The 17516-nt window shown below is 71.9% G+C and carries 13 protein-coding genes; 7 read left to right on the top strand and 6 right to left on the bottom strand.

Annotation, left to right across the window (positions count from 1 at the left end):
• Positions 1–114 precede the first annotated feature (114 nt).
• A complete protein-coding gene (locus STRCI_RS15625) occupies positions 115–618 on the bottom strand; it encodes a hypothetical protein (RefSeq protein WP_269659563.1) in 504 nt (167 codons plus the stop codon).
• Positions 619–729: 111 nt separating this feature from the next.
• On the opposite strand from STRCI_RS15625, the gene STRCI_RS15620 reads away from it, so the two are divergent.
• Together STRCI_RS15620 and STRCI_RS15615 are read left to right on the top strand one after the other, a co-directional pair.
• Entirely contained in the window at positions 730–1569 is an 840-nt protein-coding gene (locus STRCI_RS15620) for a serine hydrolase (protein WP_269659562.1), read from the top strand.
• A gap of 48 nt (positions 1570–1617) precedes the next feature.
• Complete coding sequence (locus STRCI_RS15615; RefSeq protein WP_269659561.1) at positions 1618–2640, top strand: esterase-like activity of phytase family protein; 1023 nt, start codon at positions 1618–1620, stop codon at positions 2638–2640.
• On the opposite strand, the gene STRCI_RS15610 is transcribed toward STRCI_RS15615, so the two are convergent.
• Both STRCI_RS15610 and STRCI_RS15605 read right to left on the bottom strand, forming a co-directional pair.
• On the bottom strand, positions 2637–3752 hold the full coding sequence (locus STRCI_RS15610; RefSeq protein WP_269659560.1) for a YncE family protein: 1116 nt from the start codon (positions 3750–3752) through the stop codon (positions 2637–2639). The two genes, STRCI_RS15615 and STRCI_RS15610, sit on opposite strands and share 4 nt — an antisense overlap.
• 82 nt (positions 3753–3834) lie before the next feature.
• Positions 3835–4386: a GlcG/HbpS family heme-binding protein gene (locus tag STRCI_RS15605; RefSeq protein ID WP_269659559.1), complete on the bottom strand. Its 552-nt coding sequence runs from the start codon at positions 4384–4386 to the stop codon at positions 3835–3837.
• A gap of 230 nt (positions 4387–4616) precedes the next feature.
• Between STRCI_RS15605 and STRCI_RS15600 the strand changes: the two genes are divergently transcribed.
• Positions 4617–5852, top strand: coding sequence for a sensor histidine kinase (locus STRCI_RS15600; protein WP_269659558.1), 1236 nt, complete (start codon positions 4617–4619; stop codon positions 5850–5852).
• Positions 5849–6475, top strand: coding sequence for a response regulator (locus STRCI_RS15595; RefSeq protein WP_269659557.1), 627 nt, complete (start codon positions 5849–5851; stop codon positions 6473–6475). Before STRCI_RS15600 ends, STRCI_RS15595 begins: the two co-directional genes overlap by 4 nt.
• A gap of 3 nt (positions 6476–6478) precedes the next feature.
• Here STRCI_RS15595 and STRCI_RS15590 read toward each other — a convergent pair whose 3' ends face one another.
• Complete coding sequence (locus STRCI_RS15590) at positions 6479–7051, bottom strand: hypothetical protein (protein ID WP_269659556.1); 573 nt, start codon at positions 7049–7051, stop codon at positions 6479–6481.
• Between the two features lie 142 nt (positions 7052–7193).
• On the opposite strand from STRCI_RS15590, the gene STRCI_RS15585 reads away from it, so the two are divergent.
• The 3 genes from STRCI_RS15585 to STRCI_RS15575 all read left to right on the top strand — a co-directional run bounded on the left by STRCI_RS15585 (position 7194) and on the right by STRCI_RS15575 (position 12931).
• The gene (locus STRCI_RS15585; protein WP_269659555.1) at positions 7194–10925 is read left to right on the top strand and encodes an ABC transporter ATP-binding protein; all 3732 of its coding nucleotides are present in this window, start codon (positions 7194–7196) and stop codon (positions 10923–10925) included.
• A gap of 82 nt (positions 10926–11007) precedes the next feature.
• A complete protein-coding gene (locus STRCI_RS15580) occupies positions 11008–11397 on the top strand; it encodes a hypothetical protein (protein ID WP_269659554.1) in 390 nt (129 codons plus the stop codon).
• A 115-nt stretch (positions 11398–11512) separates the two neighbouring features.
• A complete protein-coding gene (locus STRCI_RS15575; RefSeq protein ID WP_269659553.1) occupies positions 11513–12931 on the top strand; it encodes a S28 family serine protease in 1419 nt (472 codons plus the stop codon).
• Positions 12932–12993: 62 nt separating this feature from the next.
• Here the strand turns inward: STRCI_RS15575 and STRCI_RS15570 are convergent, their stop codons facing one another.
• Both STRCI_RS15570 and STRCI_RS15565 read right to left on the bottom strand, forming a co-directional pair.
• Positions 12994–17133, bottom strand: coding sequence for an nSTAND1 domain-containing NTPase (locus tag STRCI_RS15570; RefSeq protein ID WP_269659552.1), 4140 nt, complete (start codon positions 17131–17133; stop codon positions 12994–12996).
• The gene (locus STRCI_RS15565; protein WP_269659551.1) at positions 17130–17465 is read right to left on the bottom strand and encodes a CU044_2847 family protein; all 336 of its coding nucleotides are present in this window, start codon (positions 17463–17465) and stop codon (positions 17130–17132) included. Before STRCI_RS15565 ends, STRCI_RS15570 begins: the two co-directional genes overlap by 4 nt.
• Between the last annotated feature and the right edge of the window lie 51 nt (positions 17466–17516).

Raw genomic sequence — 17516 nt, 5'->3', positions numbered from 1 at the left:
ATGCGGCCATGTAAATGGACTTGGCGTGTCCATTGGGTGACCGGAAACGGCAAATCGGCCGTTGTCTACGCGAGTTGACGCGGGAGAGCGGACGGGGGCCGGGCCGGCCGTCGGTCAGTCCCCGGCGCCGCCGTCGTCGAAGTCGCCCAGGCCGGAGGCGCCGGGCGCGTCGTTGGCGTCACCGCTCGGGCGTACCTGGTCCGCGAGGGCGACCGCGGTGATCAGGCCCGCGATCGACGTGAGCGTGAAAGCGGTGCCGCCCAGGAACACTGCCTGGACCTCGTGTCCGTCCGGAGAGTGGCCGGTCAGCATCAGCAGCCCGCCGCCGGGGAGCGCGGCGACGATCCAGATCAGGCACAGCACGCCGATGGTCAGGCCCTGGTGCCCCTCGGTGTTCTCACGGGAGCCCGCCTCCGCGCCGGGCCACAGCACTGCTGTGACGGCGATCCCCTGGCAGACCGCGCAGGCCGCCAGTGCCACGAGCCACGTGTCCCGCGTGGCGCCGTGGCCCCAGGCGTACCAGAACGCCGCCAGGGCGCACAGGAGTTGGGTGCCGACGCCGAACGCGATCCAGGTCACGCGGGACAGCAGCAGATCTCTCAGTTCCTCGAACTCCATCGTCCACCCCTGAGCGCTCGCCCCACCCCAAGGGAGGGTGACAGGTAACAGCTCGTACAACCCTTCCCCAACGCCTACAACCTTTCCCGCGGGCTCGTGAGTCAACAGGGCATGACTCACCGGATATCCAGACGTGCCAGATGGGTGGCGGGCGGCGTACTCGTCGCCTCTGTGGCCGCCGTCACACCCGCGAGCGCCGCGACACCCGCCGTCAGCTGTACGTCCGCCAAGGCCGGGCTCGCCGACAAGCTGAAGAAGGACATCACCGCCGCGCTGGCGACCCGTAAGGGAACCATCGCCGTCGGGGTCTACGACCGGGTCACCAAGACCACCTGCACGCTGCGCTCCGGCACCGCCTTCGACTCCGCCAGCGTGGTGAAGGTCACCGTCCTCGCCACCCTGCTGTGGGACGCGCAGAAGACCGGCCGGGCCCTCACCAGCCGGGAGAAGTCCCTCGCCACGGCCATGATCACCAAGTCGGACAACGCCTCCACCACCACCCTGTGGAAGCAGCTCGGCGTCACCAAGGTGAAGAACTTCCTCGCCGCCGCCCAGATGACGCAGACCACGCCCGGCGCCAACGGCTACTGGGGCCTGACCCAGATCACCGCCACCGACCAGCAGAAGCTGATGAAGCTGCTGACCGCGAAGAACGCGGTGCTCACCGACGACTCCCGCTGGTACGTCCGCAAGCTGATGGGCGACGTGGTCTCCTCCCAGCGCTGGGGCACCCCGTACGGAGCGCCCTCCGACGTCATCGTGCACGTCAAGAACGGCTGGCTGGAGCGGGCCACCAACGGCTGGCGGGTGCACAGCGTGGGCACCTTCAAGGGCGGCGGCCACGACTACATGATCTCGGTGCTGACCCACGGCAACAGCACCATGAACTACGGCATCACCACCATCCAGGGCGTTGCCAAGGTCATCCACCGGGATCTCACGGCGAGTTGACGCCTGGCGGTCTCCCGCGCTTCACCGTCCCGCCCTACGGTGACCGCCATGCGCATGCGATCCGTACTCGCCGCCGCCACCGCGGCGCTGGCGGCGGCCACCTGTCTGACCGCCGCCGGCCCGTCCTCCGCCGACGTCCCCCGGGACCACGCCTGTTCGCCGTCCGTCGCGATCGACCGCTTCTCCGACGCGCTCGACAAGACGACGTACCAGGGCACCTTCGTGGGCAACTTCTCCGCGCTCGCGGTGGACCGCGACGGCTCCCTCGCGGCCGTCTCCGACCGGTCCGCCCTGTTCTCGCTGGACGGCCGGACGCTCGCGCCGCGTTCGGTGGTCCCGCTCGCCGACGAGAACGGCGCCGCGCCGGACTCCGAGGGCCTGGTGATCGACCGCGACGGCACCCGGCTGATCAGCACCGAGGGCGAACCGGCCGTCCGGCGCCACTCCGCCGACGGCCGGATCCTCGACCGGCTCCCGGTGCCGGACGCGCTCCGGGTCGCGCCGGCCGGGCGGGCCGTCCCCAACGGCACCTTCGAGGGCCTGACCGCCTTCCGCGGCGGACTGCTGGCGGCCATGGAGTACGCGCTCTCCGGTGACACGGCGGGCATCGTCCGCTTCCAGACCTGGCACCGGCACAAGGGCTCGTACGAACTCGCCGCCCAGTACGCCTACCGCGCCGACACCGGACTGGGCGTCCCCGAGGTCACCGCGCTGCCCGACGGGCGGCTGCTCGTCCTGGAGCGCGGCTTCACCTCGGGCGTCGGCAACACCGTCCGCCTCTACCTGGCCGACCCGCGCCGCGCGAGCGATACCTCCGGGGTGGAGCACCTCACGGGCCAGGACGGTGTCCGGCTGATCCGCAAGACCCTCCTCGCCGACCTCGTGGACTGCCCGGACCTCGGCGCCACCGCCAAGCAGCCGCAGCCGAACCCGCTCCTCGACAACATCGAGGCGATGACGGTCACGGGCCGTACGAAGAGCGGTGCCTTCAAGGTCCTGCTCGCCAGCGACGACAACCAGAACCCCAGCCAGACGACCCGGTTCTACTACCTCAGGGTGCGCACCCACTAAGGGTTCAGGACCGCGATGCCCAACGGCCTTTGCCCCGCCGCCAGTCGGCGGGTCTCGCCCGTGTCGAGGTCGACCACCGTCAGCCCGTCCCAGTAGCCGTCCCGGGTGAAGCCGCCGGTCACATAGGCCGTACGGCCCACGGCGACGACGTCCTCGTGGGGACCGTCGAGCGGGATCACCTTCTCCTGACCGTCCGGCCGACGGACGGTCAGGGAGGGCCCCTCGTCCTCCGCCGGGTCGATCGGGCCGGTGCCCACGACCAGGAGGGTGCCGTCGGCCAGCACGCTCACGCCGTGCTGGTGCGTGTTCGCCGTCATGCGCTCCACCGTCGAGCGCCCCGTCTCCGGGTCCAGGACGACCAGCTTCTCGCCCTCGAACGGCAGCAACAGCCGCCCGTCGGAGGGGCGTACGGCCGCGTAGTGCGGCTTCAGCCAGGAGCCCAGGCCGCCCTCTGTGCCGTAGGGCGCCACCTCGACGCGGCGGGTGCCGAGGGTCGCGGCGTCGACGACGGTGACGTCGAAGGAGTCGTGGCCGGTGGCGTAGACGTGCCGGCCGTCCGGGGAGACGTCCACGTCGAAGGGGCGGCGCCCGGTGTCCGCGGTGCCGGTGACCTTCAGGGTGCGGGTGTCGATGACCTCCAGCGTGCCGTTGCCGCCGGGCACGTTGACACCGACGTACACCGTGCCGCCGTCCGGTGCGAGGGCGATGCCCATGCCGCCGCCGCGGTACTCGCCGTACGTGGGCTCGCCGAGGTCCGGAGTCTCGTAGGGGATCAGCGCGAGGCGTTCGCGGGTGCGGGTGTCCACCACCGCGACGCCCTCCGCCGTGGCGACCCAGGCGCGGCCGTCGTCCCCGACGGTCAGCCCGTAGGGGGCGGTGCCGACCCGTACCGAGCCGAGCGGGCCCTCGGCGGGGTCGACGAACGTGACCGTGTCGGCGCCGAAGTCCGCGACGAGGAGGGTGGTGTCCGGGGCGGCGGTCGGCATGCGGGAACTCCCGGTCGACGGGCGGGTGCTGGTGGGTCCGGCGGACGGGGCCGGGGGCGTGTCGCAGGCGGTGAGCAGGACGGCCGCGGCGGCGAGGGCCGGGACGGTGGTGCGCAGCGTGGGCATGTCGTGCCTCCGGTCGTGCCTGTGTGCCTACGGGAAACGGGTCCGGGCGCCCACGCGGGGCGCCCGGGAGGGGACAGCAGGGTCAGCCGGCCAGTTCGGCCACGCCCGCCTGCGCGAACTTCTCGTCCAGCGCGCCGGACGGGGCGCCCGCCACGCCGATGCCCGCGATCGGGGCGTTGTCCGCGGTGACCGGGGCACCGCCGCCCAGGAACAGGGTGCCCGGGATGTCCTTCAGGTTCGGGGTCTGCTCCAGGCGCTTGGCCAGCTCGGAGGTGGGGGCGTTCCAGGAGACCGCGGTGAACGCCTTGCGGATCGCGGACTCGTAGGACTGCGGGCCGGCGCCGTCGCCGCGCAGGGTCACCAGGGTGTTGCCGTTGCGGTCGACCACGGCGACGGAGACCCGCTGGTTCTCCTTCTTCGCCGCCTCCAGGACCGCCTCGGCGGCGTCGGTGGCCGCCTCGACCGACAGGTGCGTGGAGGTGATCGTGTCCGCGGACTTCACCGCTGCGGGCCGGGCCTGCGCGGCGGTGGGCGCCGAGGCGCTGGCGGACACGGCGCCGAAGGTACCGGCGGCCACGGCCGCGAGGACGACGCCGCCGGTGGCGATGCGGGCACGCCGGGAGATCTTCTTCATGGCTCAGCAACTCCTGGGGATTCGGTGGGAGCGGATTGCGCTTCGGTATCCAGCCTGGGGCCGGATCCGGGGCCCATCCGTCGGCGTTCCGGCTGGTCGCGGGGGGCGGGCCGGTTGATGCGGGGGTCATCCGAACGGTTGACCCCGGGCCCGGCGGGACGGGGGACACTGGAGGTGTTTGTCCAGTTCACCGCCGACCGGCGGGCTCGGCGGGAAGGCGGTGAAGCAGCATGCCGACAGCACGGCACGACGGCGCGGGCACGCTCCCGGACACCCCCGGCGACCCCGACGCCCGTTGGCTCGCCGCCGTCATGCACGCCACCTTCTTCCTGCTCCTCGGCACCTCCATGGCCCGCTACATCCAGCGCCACGGCGGAGAACCCCGCGCGCCCTGGGTGATCGCGCTGGCCGGGGTGCTGGCGGTGCTGTACGTCATGGGACGGTTCGGCGACCGGCCGGATCGCGTGGTCGCCCGGCCCACCCCGCCCCGGCTGCTGTGGCTCGGCGCGGTCGTCGCCGTATGGGTCGTCCTGGTCGCCCTGGCCCCCAGCTTCGCCTGGGTCGCCGTCCCCCTCTTCTACGTCGCCCTGCGCCACCTTCCGCCGGGCGCCGCCTACGCCCTGGTCGGCGTGCTCACCGTGTTCGTGATCGTGGCCCAGCTCCAGCTCGCCCCGCGGTTCGACCTCGACCTGGTGGTCGGCCCGGCCGCCGTGGCCGGCTTCGCCACCGCGGTCTTCGTGCAGCTGCGCCGGCAGGCGGCCCGCCAGCGCGCCCTCATCGACGACCTGGTCCGCACCCGCCGCGAGCTGGCCGCCACCGAGCGCCGCGAGGGCACCCTCGCCGAACGCCAGCGCCTGGCCATGGAGATCCACGACACCCTCGCCCAGGGCCTGTCCAGCCAGCAGATGCTGCTCCAGGCCGCCGAGCGGATCTGGGAGTCGGACCCGGCCAAGGCCCGCGAGCACGTCCGTACCGCCGAGTCCGTCGCCGAGCACAATCTCACCGAGGCCCGCCGCTTCGTGCACGATCTCGCCCCCGCCGATCTGGCCCGCGGCGGCGGGCTCGGCGAGGCGCTGCGGACACTCGCCGCGCGCGAGTCCGGCGAGGCGCTCACCGTCCGCGTCCACCTCGACGACGGCGGCCGCGCCCCCGAGCTGCCCGACCGGGTCCAGTCCGCGCTGCTGCGGATCGCGCAGGGCGCCCTGGCGAACGTACGGGAGCACTCCGGGGCGGCCTCCGCCGCGCTGACCCTCACGCTCCTCGACGACCAGGCCGTCCTGGACGTCGCCGACGACGGCCACGGCTTCGATCCGGCCGCGCGGCCGGACCCGTCCGGGGTGCGGGGGCACGGGCTGCCCGCGATCCGGGCCCGGGTGCGCCAGCTCGGCGGCACCCTGACCGTGGAGTCGGCGCCCGGCGAGGGCACGGTCCTGTCCGCCGCGATCCCCCTGGAGAACCGCCCATGACCGTTCGCATCCTGCTCTGCGACGACCACGCCGTGGTCCGCGCCGGACTGCTCGCTCTGCTCGGCAGCGCCCCGGACATCGAGGTCGTCGGCGAGGCCGGTACCGGCGAGGAGGCGCTGGCGCTGGCGGCGAAGCTCACGCCGGACGTCGTGCTGATGGACCTCCAGCTCGGCGCGGGCATCGACGGCGTGGAGACCACCCGGCGGCTGACAGCGACGCCGGGCGGCGGCCCGCACGTCCTGGTGCTGACGACGTACGACACCGACGCCGACATCACCCGGGCCATCGAGGCGGGCGCGACCGGCTACCTGCTGAAGGCCGAGCGGCCGGACGAGCTGTTCGCCGCGATCCACGCCGCCGCCCAGGGCCGTACCGCGCTGTCCGCGCCGGTCGCGGGCCGGGTCATGGCGAACCTGCGCAATCCGCGCCCCACCCTCACCGACCGTGAGCAGGAGATCCTCGCCAAGCTCTCGCAGGGCCTCGGCAACCGGGAGATCGCCAAGGCCCTGTTCATCAGCGAGGCCACGGTCAAGACCCACCTGGGCCGGATCTACGACAAGCTCGGCGTGGACACCCGGGCGGGCGCGGTGGCGGTGGCGAAGGAGCAGCGGCTGCTGCCGTGAGGCTCACCAGGCGGGCTTCTCGTACTCGTCGACGGTCCCGTCGCCGTTGTCGTCGTCCTGGAAGTCGTACGCGTCGCCGTAGGCGTCCGTGTAGCGCATGCACCTGCCCTCCGCGCGCAGCTCGGGCTCGTCGCTGTACCAGCCGAGGTGGAAGGTGACCCGGATGCCGTCGTCGAGGGTGGTGGCGATGCCGTTCTCGACCTTCTCGACCTCGCGCCCCTCCGCGCGCCAGGTGGCCTCCAGGGCCTTCAGGGCGGCGCGGAAGTCGGCGGTGCTCGCGTACTCCAGGTCCCAGGAGTAGGCCGGCCGGTCCCGGGTGACGTCGCCGTCGTCCCAGCCGAAGTCGTCCGCGCAGGAGCGGCCGCTCTCCTTGGCCGGGTAGAGGTCGCCCACCGGCGCTGGGGAGAGGGCGAGGTACACGGACGTGCCCGCCTCGGTGGTCGCCCGCACATGGGCGCGGAACTCGTCGGTCGTGCCCACCCGGCCGCCCGCCATCGCCTCGCACCCCTTGGCGACCAGCGCGAACAGCGCCACGAGGACGACGGCGACGGCGGCGAGCACGGTGTTCTTCTTCATACCGATGATCAAATCCGGCCCCGCGGCCGGGCGGCTCCGCCCGGATACTCAGCCGGACCCCGTTCGGATGCTCATCCCGGGATGAAAACCGGGGCGGAACACGTTGGGGATGTCCGTGGACGATCACACGAGGGGGCCGGACGTGGCAGCGGCGCAGGGATGGGCGCGGAGACTGTGGGGGTATGCCTGGCGCTACCCGAAGGACGTCGTCCTCGCCCTCGGATCCTCGCTGGCCGGGATGGCCGTCATGGCGCTGGTGCCGTTGATCACCAAGGTGATCATCGACGACGTGATCGGTGACAAGACCCGCGGCATGGCCCTGTGGGCGGGGCTGCTCATCGGGTCGGCCGTCATCGTCTACGCGCTCACCTACGTCCGGCGCTACTACGGCGGACGACTCGCCCTCGACGTCCAGCACGATCTCCGTACCGAGATGTACGGGACGATCACCCGGCTCGACGGGCGGCGGCAGGACGAGCTGTCCACCGGGCAGGTCGTCGGGCGGGCCACCAGCGACCTCCAGCTGATCCAGGGCCTGCTCTTCATGCTCCCGATGACCATCGGGAACTTCGCCCTGTTCCTGATCTCCCTGGTCGTCATGGCCTGGCTGTCGCTGCCGCTCACCGCCGTCGCGCTGGCCGTCGCCCCCGCCCTGTGCTGGATCGCCAGGCGCAGCCGCACCAAGCTGCACCCCGCCACCTGGTACGCCCAGGCCCAGGCGGCGGCCGTCGCGGGCGTCGTCGACGGCGCCGTCAGCGGGGTCCGGGTGGTCAAGGGCTTCGGGCAGGAGGAGCAGGAGACCGGCAAGCTCCGCGATGTCGGCCGCCGGCTGTTCGCCGGGCGGCTGCGCACCATCCGCTTCAACGCCAAGTACACCCCGGCCCTCCAGGCCGTCCCCGCCCTCGGCCAGGTCGCCATGCTCGCCGTCGGCGGCTGGCTCGCCGTACGCGGACACATCACCCTCGGCACCTTCGTCGCCTTCTCCACCTACCTCGCCCAGCTCGTCGGCCCGGTCCGGATGCTCGCCGTGGTCCTCACCGTCGCCCAGCAGGCCCGCGCGGGCACCGAGCGCGTCCTGGAGCTGATCGACACCGAGCCGTCCATGGCGGACGGCACCAAGGAACTCCCCGCCGACGCCCCCGCGACCGTGGAGTTCGACGACGTCTCCTTCGGGTACGAAGGCGCCAACGGCAAAACCAGCCCCGTCCTCGGCGGGCTGACCTTCGAGATCCGCCCCGGCGAGACCCTCGCCGTGGTCGGCTCCTCCGGCTCCGGCAAGTCCACCGTCTCGCTGCTGCTGCCCCGCTTCTACGACGTCACCCACGGGGCCGTCCTCATCGGCGGCCACGACGTCCGCGAGCTGACCCTGGACTCGCTGCGCGCTGCGATCGGCCTGGTCCCCGAGGACTCCTTCCTCTTCTCCGACACGGTCCGCGCCAACATCGCCTACGGCCGCCCCGACGCCACCGACGAGCAGATCGAGCAGGCCGCCCGCGCCGCCCAGGCGGACCGGTTCATCACCGAGCTGCCCGAGGGCTACGACACCAAGGTCGGCGAGCACGGCCTGACCCTCTCCGGCGGCCAGCGCCAGCGCGTCGCCCTCGCCCGCGCCATCCTCACCGACCCGCGCCTGCTCGTCCTCGACGACGCCACCTCCGCCGTCGACGCGCGCGTGGAGCACGAGATCCACGAGGCCCTCGCCCAGGTCATGGAGGGCCGCACCACCCTGCTGATCGCCCACCGCCGCTCCACCCTGAACCTCGCCGACCGCATCGCCGTCCTCGACGACGGCCGACTCGCCGACCTCGGCACCCACGAGGAGCTCCAGGAGCGCTCCGCCCTGTACCGGCGGCTGCTCACCGACCCCGACGAGCTGGGCGGCGTCTCGCCCGGACACACCCCGGCCGCCCCGCCCCAGGAGGAGGACACCTCCGTACGGGCCGAGCTGGACGCCGAGTTCGACGCCGAGCGCGGGATCACGCCCCGGCTGTGGGCGGGCGAGCGCACCCCGCGCGACACCGCGATGGACGGCGCCCCCGCCACCCCCGAACTCCTCGCCCAGGTCGAGGCGCTGCCCCCGGCGACCGACGTCCCGGACGTCGACGAGGCCCGCGCGGTCACCCCGGAGGAGTCCTACGGCCTCAGGCGTCTGCTGCGGGGCTTCGGGCTGCCCCTGCTGGCCAGCCTCGGCCTGGTCGCCGTGGACGCGGGCACCGCACTGCTGCTGCCGGTGCTGATCCGGCACGGCATCGACAGCGGGGTCTCCGAACTCGCCCTCGGCGCGGTCTGGGTGGCCTCCCTGCTCGGGCTGGTCGCGGTGAGCGTGCAGTGGGCGGCGCAGATCGGCGAGACCCTGATGACCGGGCGCACCGGTGAGCGGGTGCTGTACGCGCTGCGGCTGAAGATCTTCGCCCAGCTCCAGCGGCTCGGGCTCGACTACTACGAGCGCGAGCTGACCGGCCGGATCATGACCCGGATGACGACGGACGTCGACGCCCTGTCGACGTTCCTGCAGACCGGCCTGGTCACCGCCTTCGTCTCGGTCGTCACCTTCTTCGGCATCATGGGCGCCCTGCTGGTGATCGACCTGGAGCTGGCGCTGGTCGTCTTCGCGACGCTGCCGCCGCTGATCGTCGCCACCTTCTTCTTCCGCAGGGCGAGCGTGAAGGCGTACGAGCTGGCCCGTGAGCGGGTGTCGGTGGTCAACGCCGACCTCCAGGAGTCGGTGTCCGGACTGCGGATCGTGCAGGCCTTCCGGCGCGAGCGGGACGGCGGCGCGCGGTTCGCCGAGCGCAGCGACAGCTACCGCCAGGCCCGCATCCGGGGCCAGTGGCTGATCTCCGTCTACTTCCCCTTCGTGCAGTTGCTGTCGTCGGTGGCCGTGGCCGCCGTGCTGATCGTGGGCGCGGGCCGGGTGGACGCGGCGACGCTGACGACCGGCGCGCTGGTGGCGTACCTGCTCTACATCGACCTGTTCTTCGCCCCCGTCCAGCAGCTCTCCCAGGTCTTCGACGGCTACCAGCAGGCCACGGTGTCGCTCGGCCGGATCCAGGAGCTGCTCCAGGAGCCGACGTCCACGAAGTCCGCCGACGAGCCGCTGGACGTGCTCTCCCTGCGCGGCGAGATCGCCTTCGAGGATGTGAGCTTCGCGTACGGCTCCTCCGACGGCGCCGACGAGGCCCTGAGCGACGTAGACCTGCGCATCCCCGCCGGCCAGACCGTCGCCTTCGTCGGCGAGACCGGCGCCGGGAAGTCCACCCTGGTCAAGCTGGTCGCCCGGTTCTACGACCCGACCGGCGGCCGGGTCACCGTCGACGGCACCGATCTGCGCGCCCTGGACATGACGGCGTACCGGCACCGGCTCGGCGTGGTCCCGCAGGAGGCGTACCTCTTCCAGGGCACCGTCCGCGACGCCATCGCCTACGGCCGCCCCGACGCGACGGACGCCGAGGTGGAGGCGGCGGCCCGCGCGGTGGGCGCCCACGAGATGATCGCCACCCTCGACGGGGGCTATCTGCACGAGGTCGCCGAGCGCGGCCGCAACCTCTCGGCCGGTCAGCGCCAGCTGATCGCGCTGGCCCGCGCCGAACTCGTCGACCCCGACGTCCTGCTCCTCGACGAGGCGACGGCCGCCCTGGACCTGGCGACGGAGGCGCAGGTCAACCAGGCGACGGACCGCCTGGCGGGCCGTCGTACGACCTTGGTGGTGGCGCACCGGCTGACAACGGCCGCCCGCGCGGACCGCGTTGTGGTCATGGCGCACGGGCGGGTCGCCGAGGACGGCACCCACGACGAGCTGCTGGCCCTCGGCGGCCGGTACGCCGAGCTGTGGCGGACCTTCATCGGGGAACCGGTCGGCGTCGAGCTCGCGTGAGGGTCGGCACGCAACCGTCCGGTGTACGTCAGGCGTCCGTACATCAGTACGCTCATCGCCGGGGTACGGGGAGGACGACACAGTGGACAGTGGTGCGATACGCCGACGGCTGGGGACCGGACTGGCGCTGCTGATCGCGTCCGGGCTGCTGGCCGTCGCGGCGCCGGGCGAGGCACAGGCCGCCGGGACGTCCTGCCCCGGCCGCAAGGTGCGCACCGTGCCGTTCTCCACGGGTTCCGTGCAGGTCTACCGGAGCGGCGGAACGGTGTGCGCCTTCACCCTCGCCAAGAACCCCGGCCGGAAGCGGACGATGGCGGTCAGCGTGCAGGCGCGCGGCCACCGTCCGGTGCCCTACTCGGGCAAGCACAAGCGCAAGACGCTCACGGTGTCGGTGTACGCGGGCCATCGCTGCGTGAAGGTGACGGGCCGGGTGGGCGGCGGATCGGGCGCGTCGGGCTGGATTCTGTGCTGAGCTCTGTGCTGATCAGATTCGGTCTGTGACCGCTTTTGTCGGTAACTCCTCTGGTGTGATCGTCAGTTGCTCCGATAGCTTCCGGGCGCACATCTGAACTCACAGGGGAGGGTGCATGCGCAAGGCGCTCAGATGGCTGCTGGCGCTCACGGTGCTCATAGGCACGTTGAGCACGGCAGGGGCGGCCACCGCCGCCCAGCCGGAGGCCACCGACATCAAGGACCGGCTGCTCGCCATACCGGGCATGAGCCTGGTGGAGGAGAAGCCGTACACCGGCTACCGCTTCTTCGTCCTCAACTACACCCAGCCGGTGGACCACCGGCGCCCGTCCAAGGGCACGTTCCAGCAGCGCATCACCGTGCTGCACAAGGACGTCAGCCGCCCGACGGTCTTCTACACCGGAGGCTACAACGTCTCCACGAACCCGAGCCGGCGCGAGCCGACCCAGATCGTGGACGGCAACCAGATCTCCATGGAATACCGCTTCTTCACCCCGTCCCGCCCGGCCCCCGCCGACTGGACGAAGCTCGACATCTGGCAGGCGGCGAGCGACCAGCACCGCATCTTCAAGGCGCTCAAGCCGGTCTACGACAAGAAGTGGATCTCCACGGGCGGCTCGAAGGGCGGCATGACCGCCACGTACTACGAGCGCTTCTACCCGCGTGACATGGACGGCGTGGTCGCCTACGTCGCCCCCAACGACGTGGTGAACAAGGAGGACTCGGCCTACGACGACTTCTTCGCGAACGTCGGCACCAAGGAGTGCCGTGACCGCCTGAACGGCGTCCAGCGCGAGGCCCTGGTCCGCCGTGAGCCGCTGGAGCAGCGCTACGCCGCCTACGCGGCGGAGAACGGCTACACCTTCGACACCGTGGGCAGCCTGGACAAGGCGTACGAGGCGACGGTGCTCGACTACGTCTGGGGCTTCTGGCAGTACAGCCTGCTGGCGGACTGCGACACGATCCCGGCGGACGCGAAGAACGCGACGGACGACGACATCTGGAACTCCATCGACACCATCGCGGGGTTCAGCTTCTACACCGACCAGGGCCTGGAGCCGTACACGCCGTACTACTACCAGGCGGGCACCCAGCTCGGCGCCCCGACGATCGTGTTCCCGCACATCGAGAAGAAGTACATCCGCTACGGCTACCTGCCGCCGCGGAACTTCGTGCCGCGCTCGATCCCGATGACGTTCCAGCCGAGCGCCATGCGGGACGTCGACACCTGGGTCCGCCACAACGCGCGCCACATGCTCTTCGTCTACGGCGAGAACGACCCGTGGGGCGCGGAGCAGTTCCGCCTCGGCAAGGGCGCCCGTGACTCGTACGTCCTCACGGCTCCCGGCGCGAACCACGGCGCCCGCGTGGACGGCCTGGTGGCCGACGAGAAGGCCCTGGCCACGGCCCGGATCCTGGAGTGGGCGGGCGTGGCCTCGTCCTCCGTCCAGTCGAACCCGTCGACGGCGAAGCCACTGGCGAAATTCGACGCGAAGCTGGACAAGCGGGCGGTGGAGCGGACGCTGCGTCCGTAATTCGCCCTGAGGTTCGTGGTGTTGTGCAGGCGGCGGGTCCTTCGGGGCCCGCCGTCGGTGCGTCAGCGGCAGACGGAGGCGTCGGAGTCCTCGTCGTGGAGGTAGGCCTGGCGTTCCTGCGGGGTGAGGTCGCGGTGGAAGGTGCGGCAGATCTGCTCCATGATCGTCTCGGGTTCGGGGGAGGTGGCGATGTCCTCCCACAGCCGTCCGGTCCCGTCGACGCCCGCGGTGGCGAGACGGCTGCCGTCGGGGCTGAACGTCACGTGGTTCACACCACTGAGGCTGCCGAGCAGTGTCCTGCGGGGCTTGCCGCTGTCCCTGTCCCACAGCCGGACGGTGCCGTCCTCGCTGCCGGTGGCGAGGAGGTCGCCGTCAGGGTGGAACGCCACGGCCAACACGGCTCCCGAGTGCTCGGTCAGAGCGGCGATCGATCGGCCGTTCGCCGCATTCCACAGGCGGACGGTTCCGTCACTGCTCGCCGTCGCGACGGTGCCGCCGTCGGGGCTGAACGCTACGGAGATCACGGCGGCATTGTGGCCGGTGAGTGTATTGAGAAGTTGTCCGTTCCGGTCCCAGAGTTTTGCCGTCGAGTCCGCGCCCGCCGTGGCGAGAACCCGGCTGTCGGGACTGAACGTCATGTCGAAGACGATGTCGGAGTGTGCGTCGACCGGGCGGCCACGAGCCCTGCCGGTGTCCGCGTTCCTCAGCAGGACGGTTCCGTCCTCACCCCCGGTGGCCAGGTTCTTGCCGTCGGGGCTGAAGGCCGCCGCGCGCACCGGAGAGCCGTGGTCGGTAAGAGGCGGTTGGCTGATTCCGGTTTCGGTGTCCCACAGACGCAGGCTTTCGTCGTCGCTTCCCGTGGCGACCATGTCGCCGTCGGGGTGGAATGCCACCGTGTTCACCTCTCCGCTGTGTTCGGCGAGTTCCTTGTCGGGGCTCCCCGTAGCGGCGTCCCACAAGCGGGCGGTGGAGTCGGCGCTGGCGCTGGCGATGGTCTTGCCGTCGGGGCTGAAGGCCAGCCAGTACACCGAGGTGGTGTGTCCCCGCAGGGTGCTCCGGTCGCGCCCGGCCCTCGCGTTCCACAGGCGTACCGTCGTGTCGCGGCCCGCGGTGGCGAGGCTCTTGCTGTCCGGGCTGAATCCCAGCCCGAGCACGTTGTTGGCATGACCGGCGAAGGTGGCACGAGGTGCGCGGGTGTCCGTGTCCCACAGTTGCACGAACCGGTCGGTGGCGGTGGCGAAGGTCTCGCCGTCCGGGCTGAAGGCGATCAGGGAGGCCGTGTCCGACAGCGCACCCGGGCTCTCGCCGGTGGCCGGATCCCTGAGGTGGGCCTCGTAGCCGTCGGCGGTGGCGAGGGTGTCGCCGCTCGGGCTGAACACCACCGAGGTCACCGGCAGCGTATGGCCCTTGACGGTGGTGAGGTGCTTGCCGGTCTCCGGGTTCCACAGGCGGACAGTCTTGTCGTCACCGGCGGTCGCGATGACATTGTTCTCGGGGCGGAAGGCCACGGCCCTCACGGGCCCCGTGTGGCCTCGCAGTGTTCTGAGGTGCTTTCCGGTGACCGGGTTCCACAGACGGACGGTTCCGTCGTCACCGGCGGTCGCGAGGACGTCGCCCGTGGGCTGGAAGGCCACCGCCCTGACCTGGTCGGTGTGTCCTCCGAGTGTCCTGAGGTGCTTGCCGGTGGCCGGATTCCACAGGCGGACGACCCGGTCGGCACCGGCGGTCGCCAGGATCTGGCGCTCGGGGTGGAAGGCGATCGCGTGCAACGCGTTGTCGTGCGCGACGAAACTCGAGCGGGTCCTCATCGTGGTCGCGTTCCGCAGCCGGACGGTGTTGTCGGCGGCCGCGCTCGCGAAGAACCGGCCGTCCGGGCTGTACGCCACCGCACGCACCTCGTCGGTGTGCCCGGACAGACGGTCGTGCTTCGCCAGAGCCGCCGCGCTGCCCAGGCTGTCGATCGCCTCGGACGTCCGACTGGTGCGGTACGCCTTGACCGCCAGCAACGCCGCGAGTTCCGGATCCGTGCCGAGGAGTTCGCCGGACTCCGCGGCGATCTCCCGCGACAGCGCCCGTTCCTTGGCGTTGCCCACCCTGACCCACTCCCAGACCGCACCCACCATCGCGAGCAGTGCCAGGGCCAGCACCCCGCCGAGGACCCCGTTGAGCACCCGGCTCCGCCGGATCGAGGACCGCTGCCGCTGCCGGCTCGCCGCCAGGAACTCCGCGATGTCCGAGGGCAGTCGCCGCTTCCGGGCCAGCTCTACGCCTTCCGCCAGCGCCGTTCCGCCGAGCAGGTCGCCGGGGTCCCTCATCTCGGCCCAGCGGGACTGGCGTTCCTTGGTGCGGTGCAGCCAGTCCTGGAAGCGGTGCTCCTCGTCGATCCAGTCGCTCAGCGTGCCCCAGTCGCGGATGAGCGCCTCGTGGATCAGCTCGGCCACCGGCTCCCCGTGCGGGGCGTCGGGGCCCTCCGGCTCCCGTTGCGTCTGGGTGGTGATGATGCGGCTGCGGGCGAGCGCCGCGATGACGGAGTCGACCACCTCCTGCCCGCCGGTCCTGCTCGGGTCGGCCGCGAGGTCCCGCAGCTCGTCGAGGGGGACCTGGGAGCGTACGGCCTTGATGTTGTGGCTGGGGTCGGTGGGGTGGACCAGGGACGTCAGGGCCCGCCGGGCGATGTCCTGTTGCTCGGCGGACATCTTGTCCAGCGCGTCGTCGCACCAGGTGGCCACGCTGCCGTTGACCCCTCCGATGCGCCGGTACGCCTCGTGTGTGAGGTACCCGTCGTGGCGCCGCTCCCACAGCTGTTTGAGCGTCATCTCCAGCAGGGGCAGGGCGGTGGCGGGCGCCTGGCGGGTGAGGGAGGCTTCGGGCGTCGTCTCCAGGACGTCGCTGACGATCTGCTCGGGCAGCCCCGGCTGGAAGCGCAGCCCCACGTCCTTGGCGGGGTGGACGATGATGTGGTGCAGGTCCTGGTGGCTGAGCGTGCCCGGCACGTTGAGCAGGCCCGGCATGGCGGCTTCCAGCAACTTGGGGGCCAGCGCCGCCAGTTGCGGGTAGAAGTCGTCCCGCATGATCAGGATCAGGGTGATCTTGGTGTAGGCGTCGGCGGCCGAGGTGACCTCGTCGATGGCGTCCAGGAGTCTCCCCAGCCGGCCGTCGGTGCTCTGCACCAGCAGCTCCTCGAACTGGTCGATGACCAGCAGGACGCGGTGGTACTCCGGCTCGGCCGCGAGCCTCCGGTTGACCGCCGCCGGGATGCCGTCCCGGCTCGCCCCGGGCAGTCCGGCCCGCTCGATCTCGGCGAGCATGTCCTGCCTCGGCCGGGCCACCACCGGCAGCCACCGGTCGCTGCCCGGCAGTTCGCCCTCCGCCAGCTCACGCAGCACGCCCGCCTGGATCAGCGAGGACTTGCCCGAGCCCGAAGGGCCGAGCAGCAGCGTCAGCCGCCGTTGCCGGGCCAGGTTCGCCACCACCTGCCGTACCGCCTCCGACCGGCCCTGGAACCACCGGGCGTGCTCGGCGGTGAACGGCTCCAAGCCCCGGTACGGGCACACCTCGCGCTCGGCCAGCTCCGGCAGGATCTCCCGCAGTGCGTCGGTGGGCGTGGCGTACGCGATGGCCAGACCCCGTTCGTACAGGTCCGGCGCGGTGATCTCGGTGAGCATGCCGATGACCAGGCCGGTCACCTCGTCGAAGACGGGTCCGCCGCTGAATCCGGTGGTCAGATCGTTGGCGTTGGTGAGCTGGAGCAGCGCTCCCCGGCCGTCCACGGCGGGCAGCAGGTCGCCGACCTCGCCGAACCCGAGGTGTCCTTCCGGCGGGGCCTGTGCGGGGAACCCGAAGGAGCGCACCTTGTGGCCGCCGCGGCCCTCCGCGGAGCCGAGGGGCAGGACGCGGGCGCCGGCCGGGGTCCCGCTCAGCCGGACGAAGGCCACGTCCTCGCCCTGCGCGGAACGCCACAGGTCGGGGAGGACGGTGCCCGTCGGCTCGTCGGCGTCCGCCAGGTGCGGGAAGGAGAGCAGGATCTCCGTGCCGGGGCCGCCCCCGGCCGCCTCGACGACGTGCGCACAGGTGACCAGCAGTCCCTCGGCCACCAGGAACCCGGTTCCGGCGACCTCGCCGTCCGGCCCGAGGATCTGTGCCACCGACATCGGCAGCTCGGAGGGGACCGGCTCGCCCGGCGTCGGTGGCGCGCCGGTCATGGCGCTGCCCCGGCGGAGTCCTCGTCCCTCCAGGTGACGGTCACCTTCAGATGGCAGCCCGCCTGGCTCTTGGTGATCACGGCCCCGGCCTCGAAGGCGAGGTCCACGCCGAACTCGACGGTGATCTCGTCGGGGCGGGCCTTGCGCAGCGACGCGAGGGCGGCGCGGGCGGCCTGCGTGACCGGCTCCAGGGCGCCCTCCAGGGTGCCGGGAAGCTCGCGCACGGTGTCGCCGATCCGGCCGGCCTTCACCGGCCCCGCGTCCGGCGGGCCCGGCTCTTCCACCAGCAGCGAGCCCCCACCCTTCAGGGGGATCCGAGTCAGAGAGGTCACGACGCCACTGTCCGTGAACCTGGCATATGCCGCATGCCGGGTGGGCCGTCC

The sequence above is a fragment of the Streptomyces cinnabarinus genome (genome assembly GCF_027270315.1).
GTDB lineage: Bacteria > Actinomycetota > Actinomycetes > Streptomycetales > Streptomycetaceae > Streptomyces > Streptomyces cinnabarinus.
The sequence above is the reverse complement of the archived record's forward strand: the minus strand, read 5'-3'. Positions and strand labels throughout refer to the sequence as shown.

Coding starts and splice junctions, on each gene's coding strand:
- STRCI_RS15595 (WP_269659557.1), top strand. CDS start 5,849: ATGACCGTTCGCATCCTGCTCTGCGACGACCACGCCGTGGTCCGCGCC.
- STRCI_RS15625 (WP_269659563.1), bottom strand. CDS start 618: ATGGAGTTCGAGGAACTGAGAGATCTGCTGCTGTCCCGCGTGACCTGG.
- STRCI_RS15610 (WP_269659560.1), bottom strand. CDS start 3,752: ATGCCCACGCTGCGCACCACCGTCCCGGCCCTCGCCGCCGCGGCCGTC.
- STRCI_RS15600 (WP_269659558.1), top strand. CDS start 4,617: ATGCCGACAGCACGGCACGACGGCGCGGGCACGCTCCCGGACACCCCC.
- STRCI_RS15590 (WP_269659556.1), bottom strand. CDS start 7,051: ATGAAGAAGAACACCGTGCTCGCCGCCGTCGCCGTCGTCCTCGTGGCG.
- STRCI_RS15615 (WP_269659561.1), top strand. CDS start 1,618: ATGCGCATGCGATCCGTACTCGCCGCCGCCACCGCGGCGCTGGCGGCG.
- STRCI_RS15620 (WP_269659562.1), top strand. CDS start 730: ATGACTCACCGGATATCCAGACGTGCCAGATGGGTGGCGGGCGGCGTA.
- STRCI_RS15575 (WP_269659553.1), top strand. CDS start 11,513: ATGCGCAAGGCGCTCAGATGGCTGCTGGCGCTCACGGTGCTCATAGGC.
- STRCI_RS15605 (WP_269659559.1), bottom strand. CDS start 4,386: ATGAAGAAGATCTCCCGGCGTGCCCGCATCGCCACCGGCGGCGTCGTC.
- STRCI_RS15570 (WP_269659552.1), bottom strand. CDS start 17,133: ATGACCGGCGCGCCACCGACGCCGGGCGAGCCGGTCCCCTCCGAGCTG.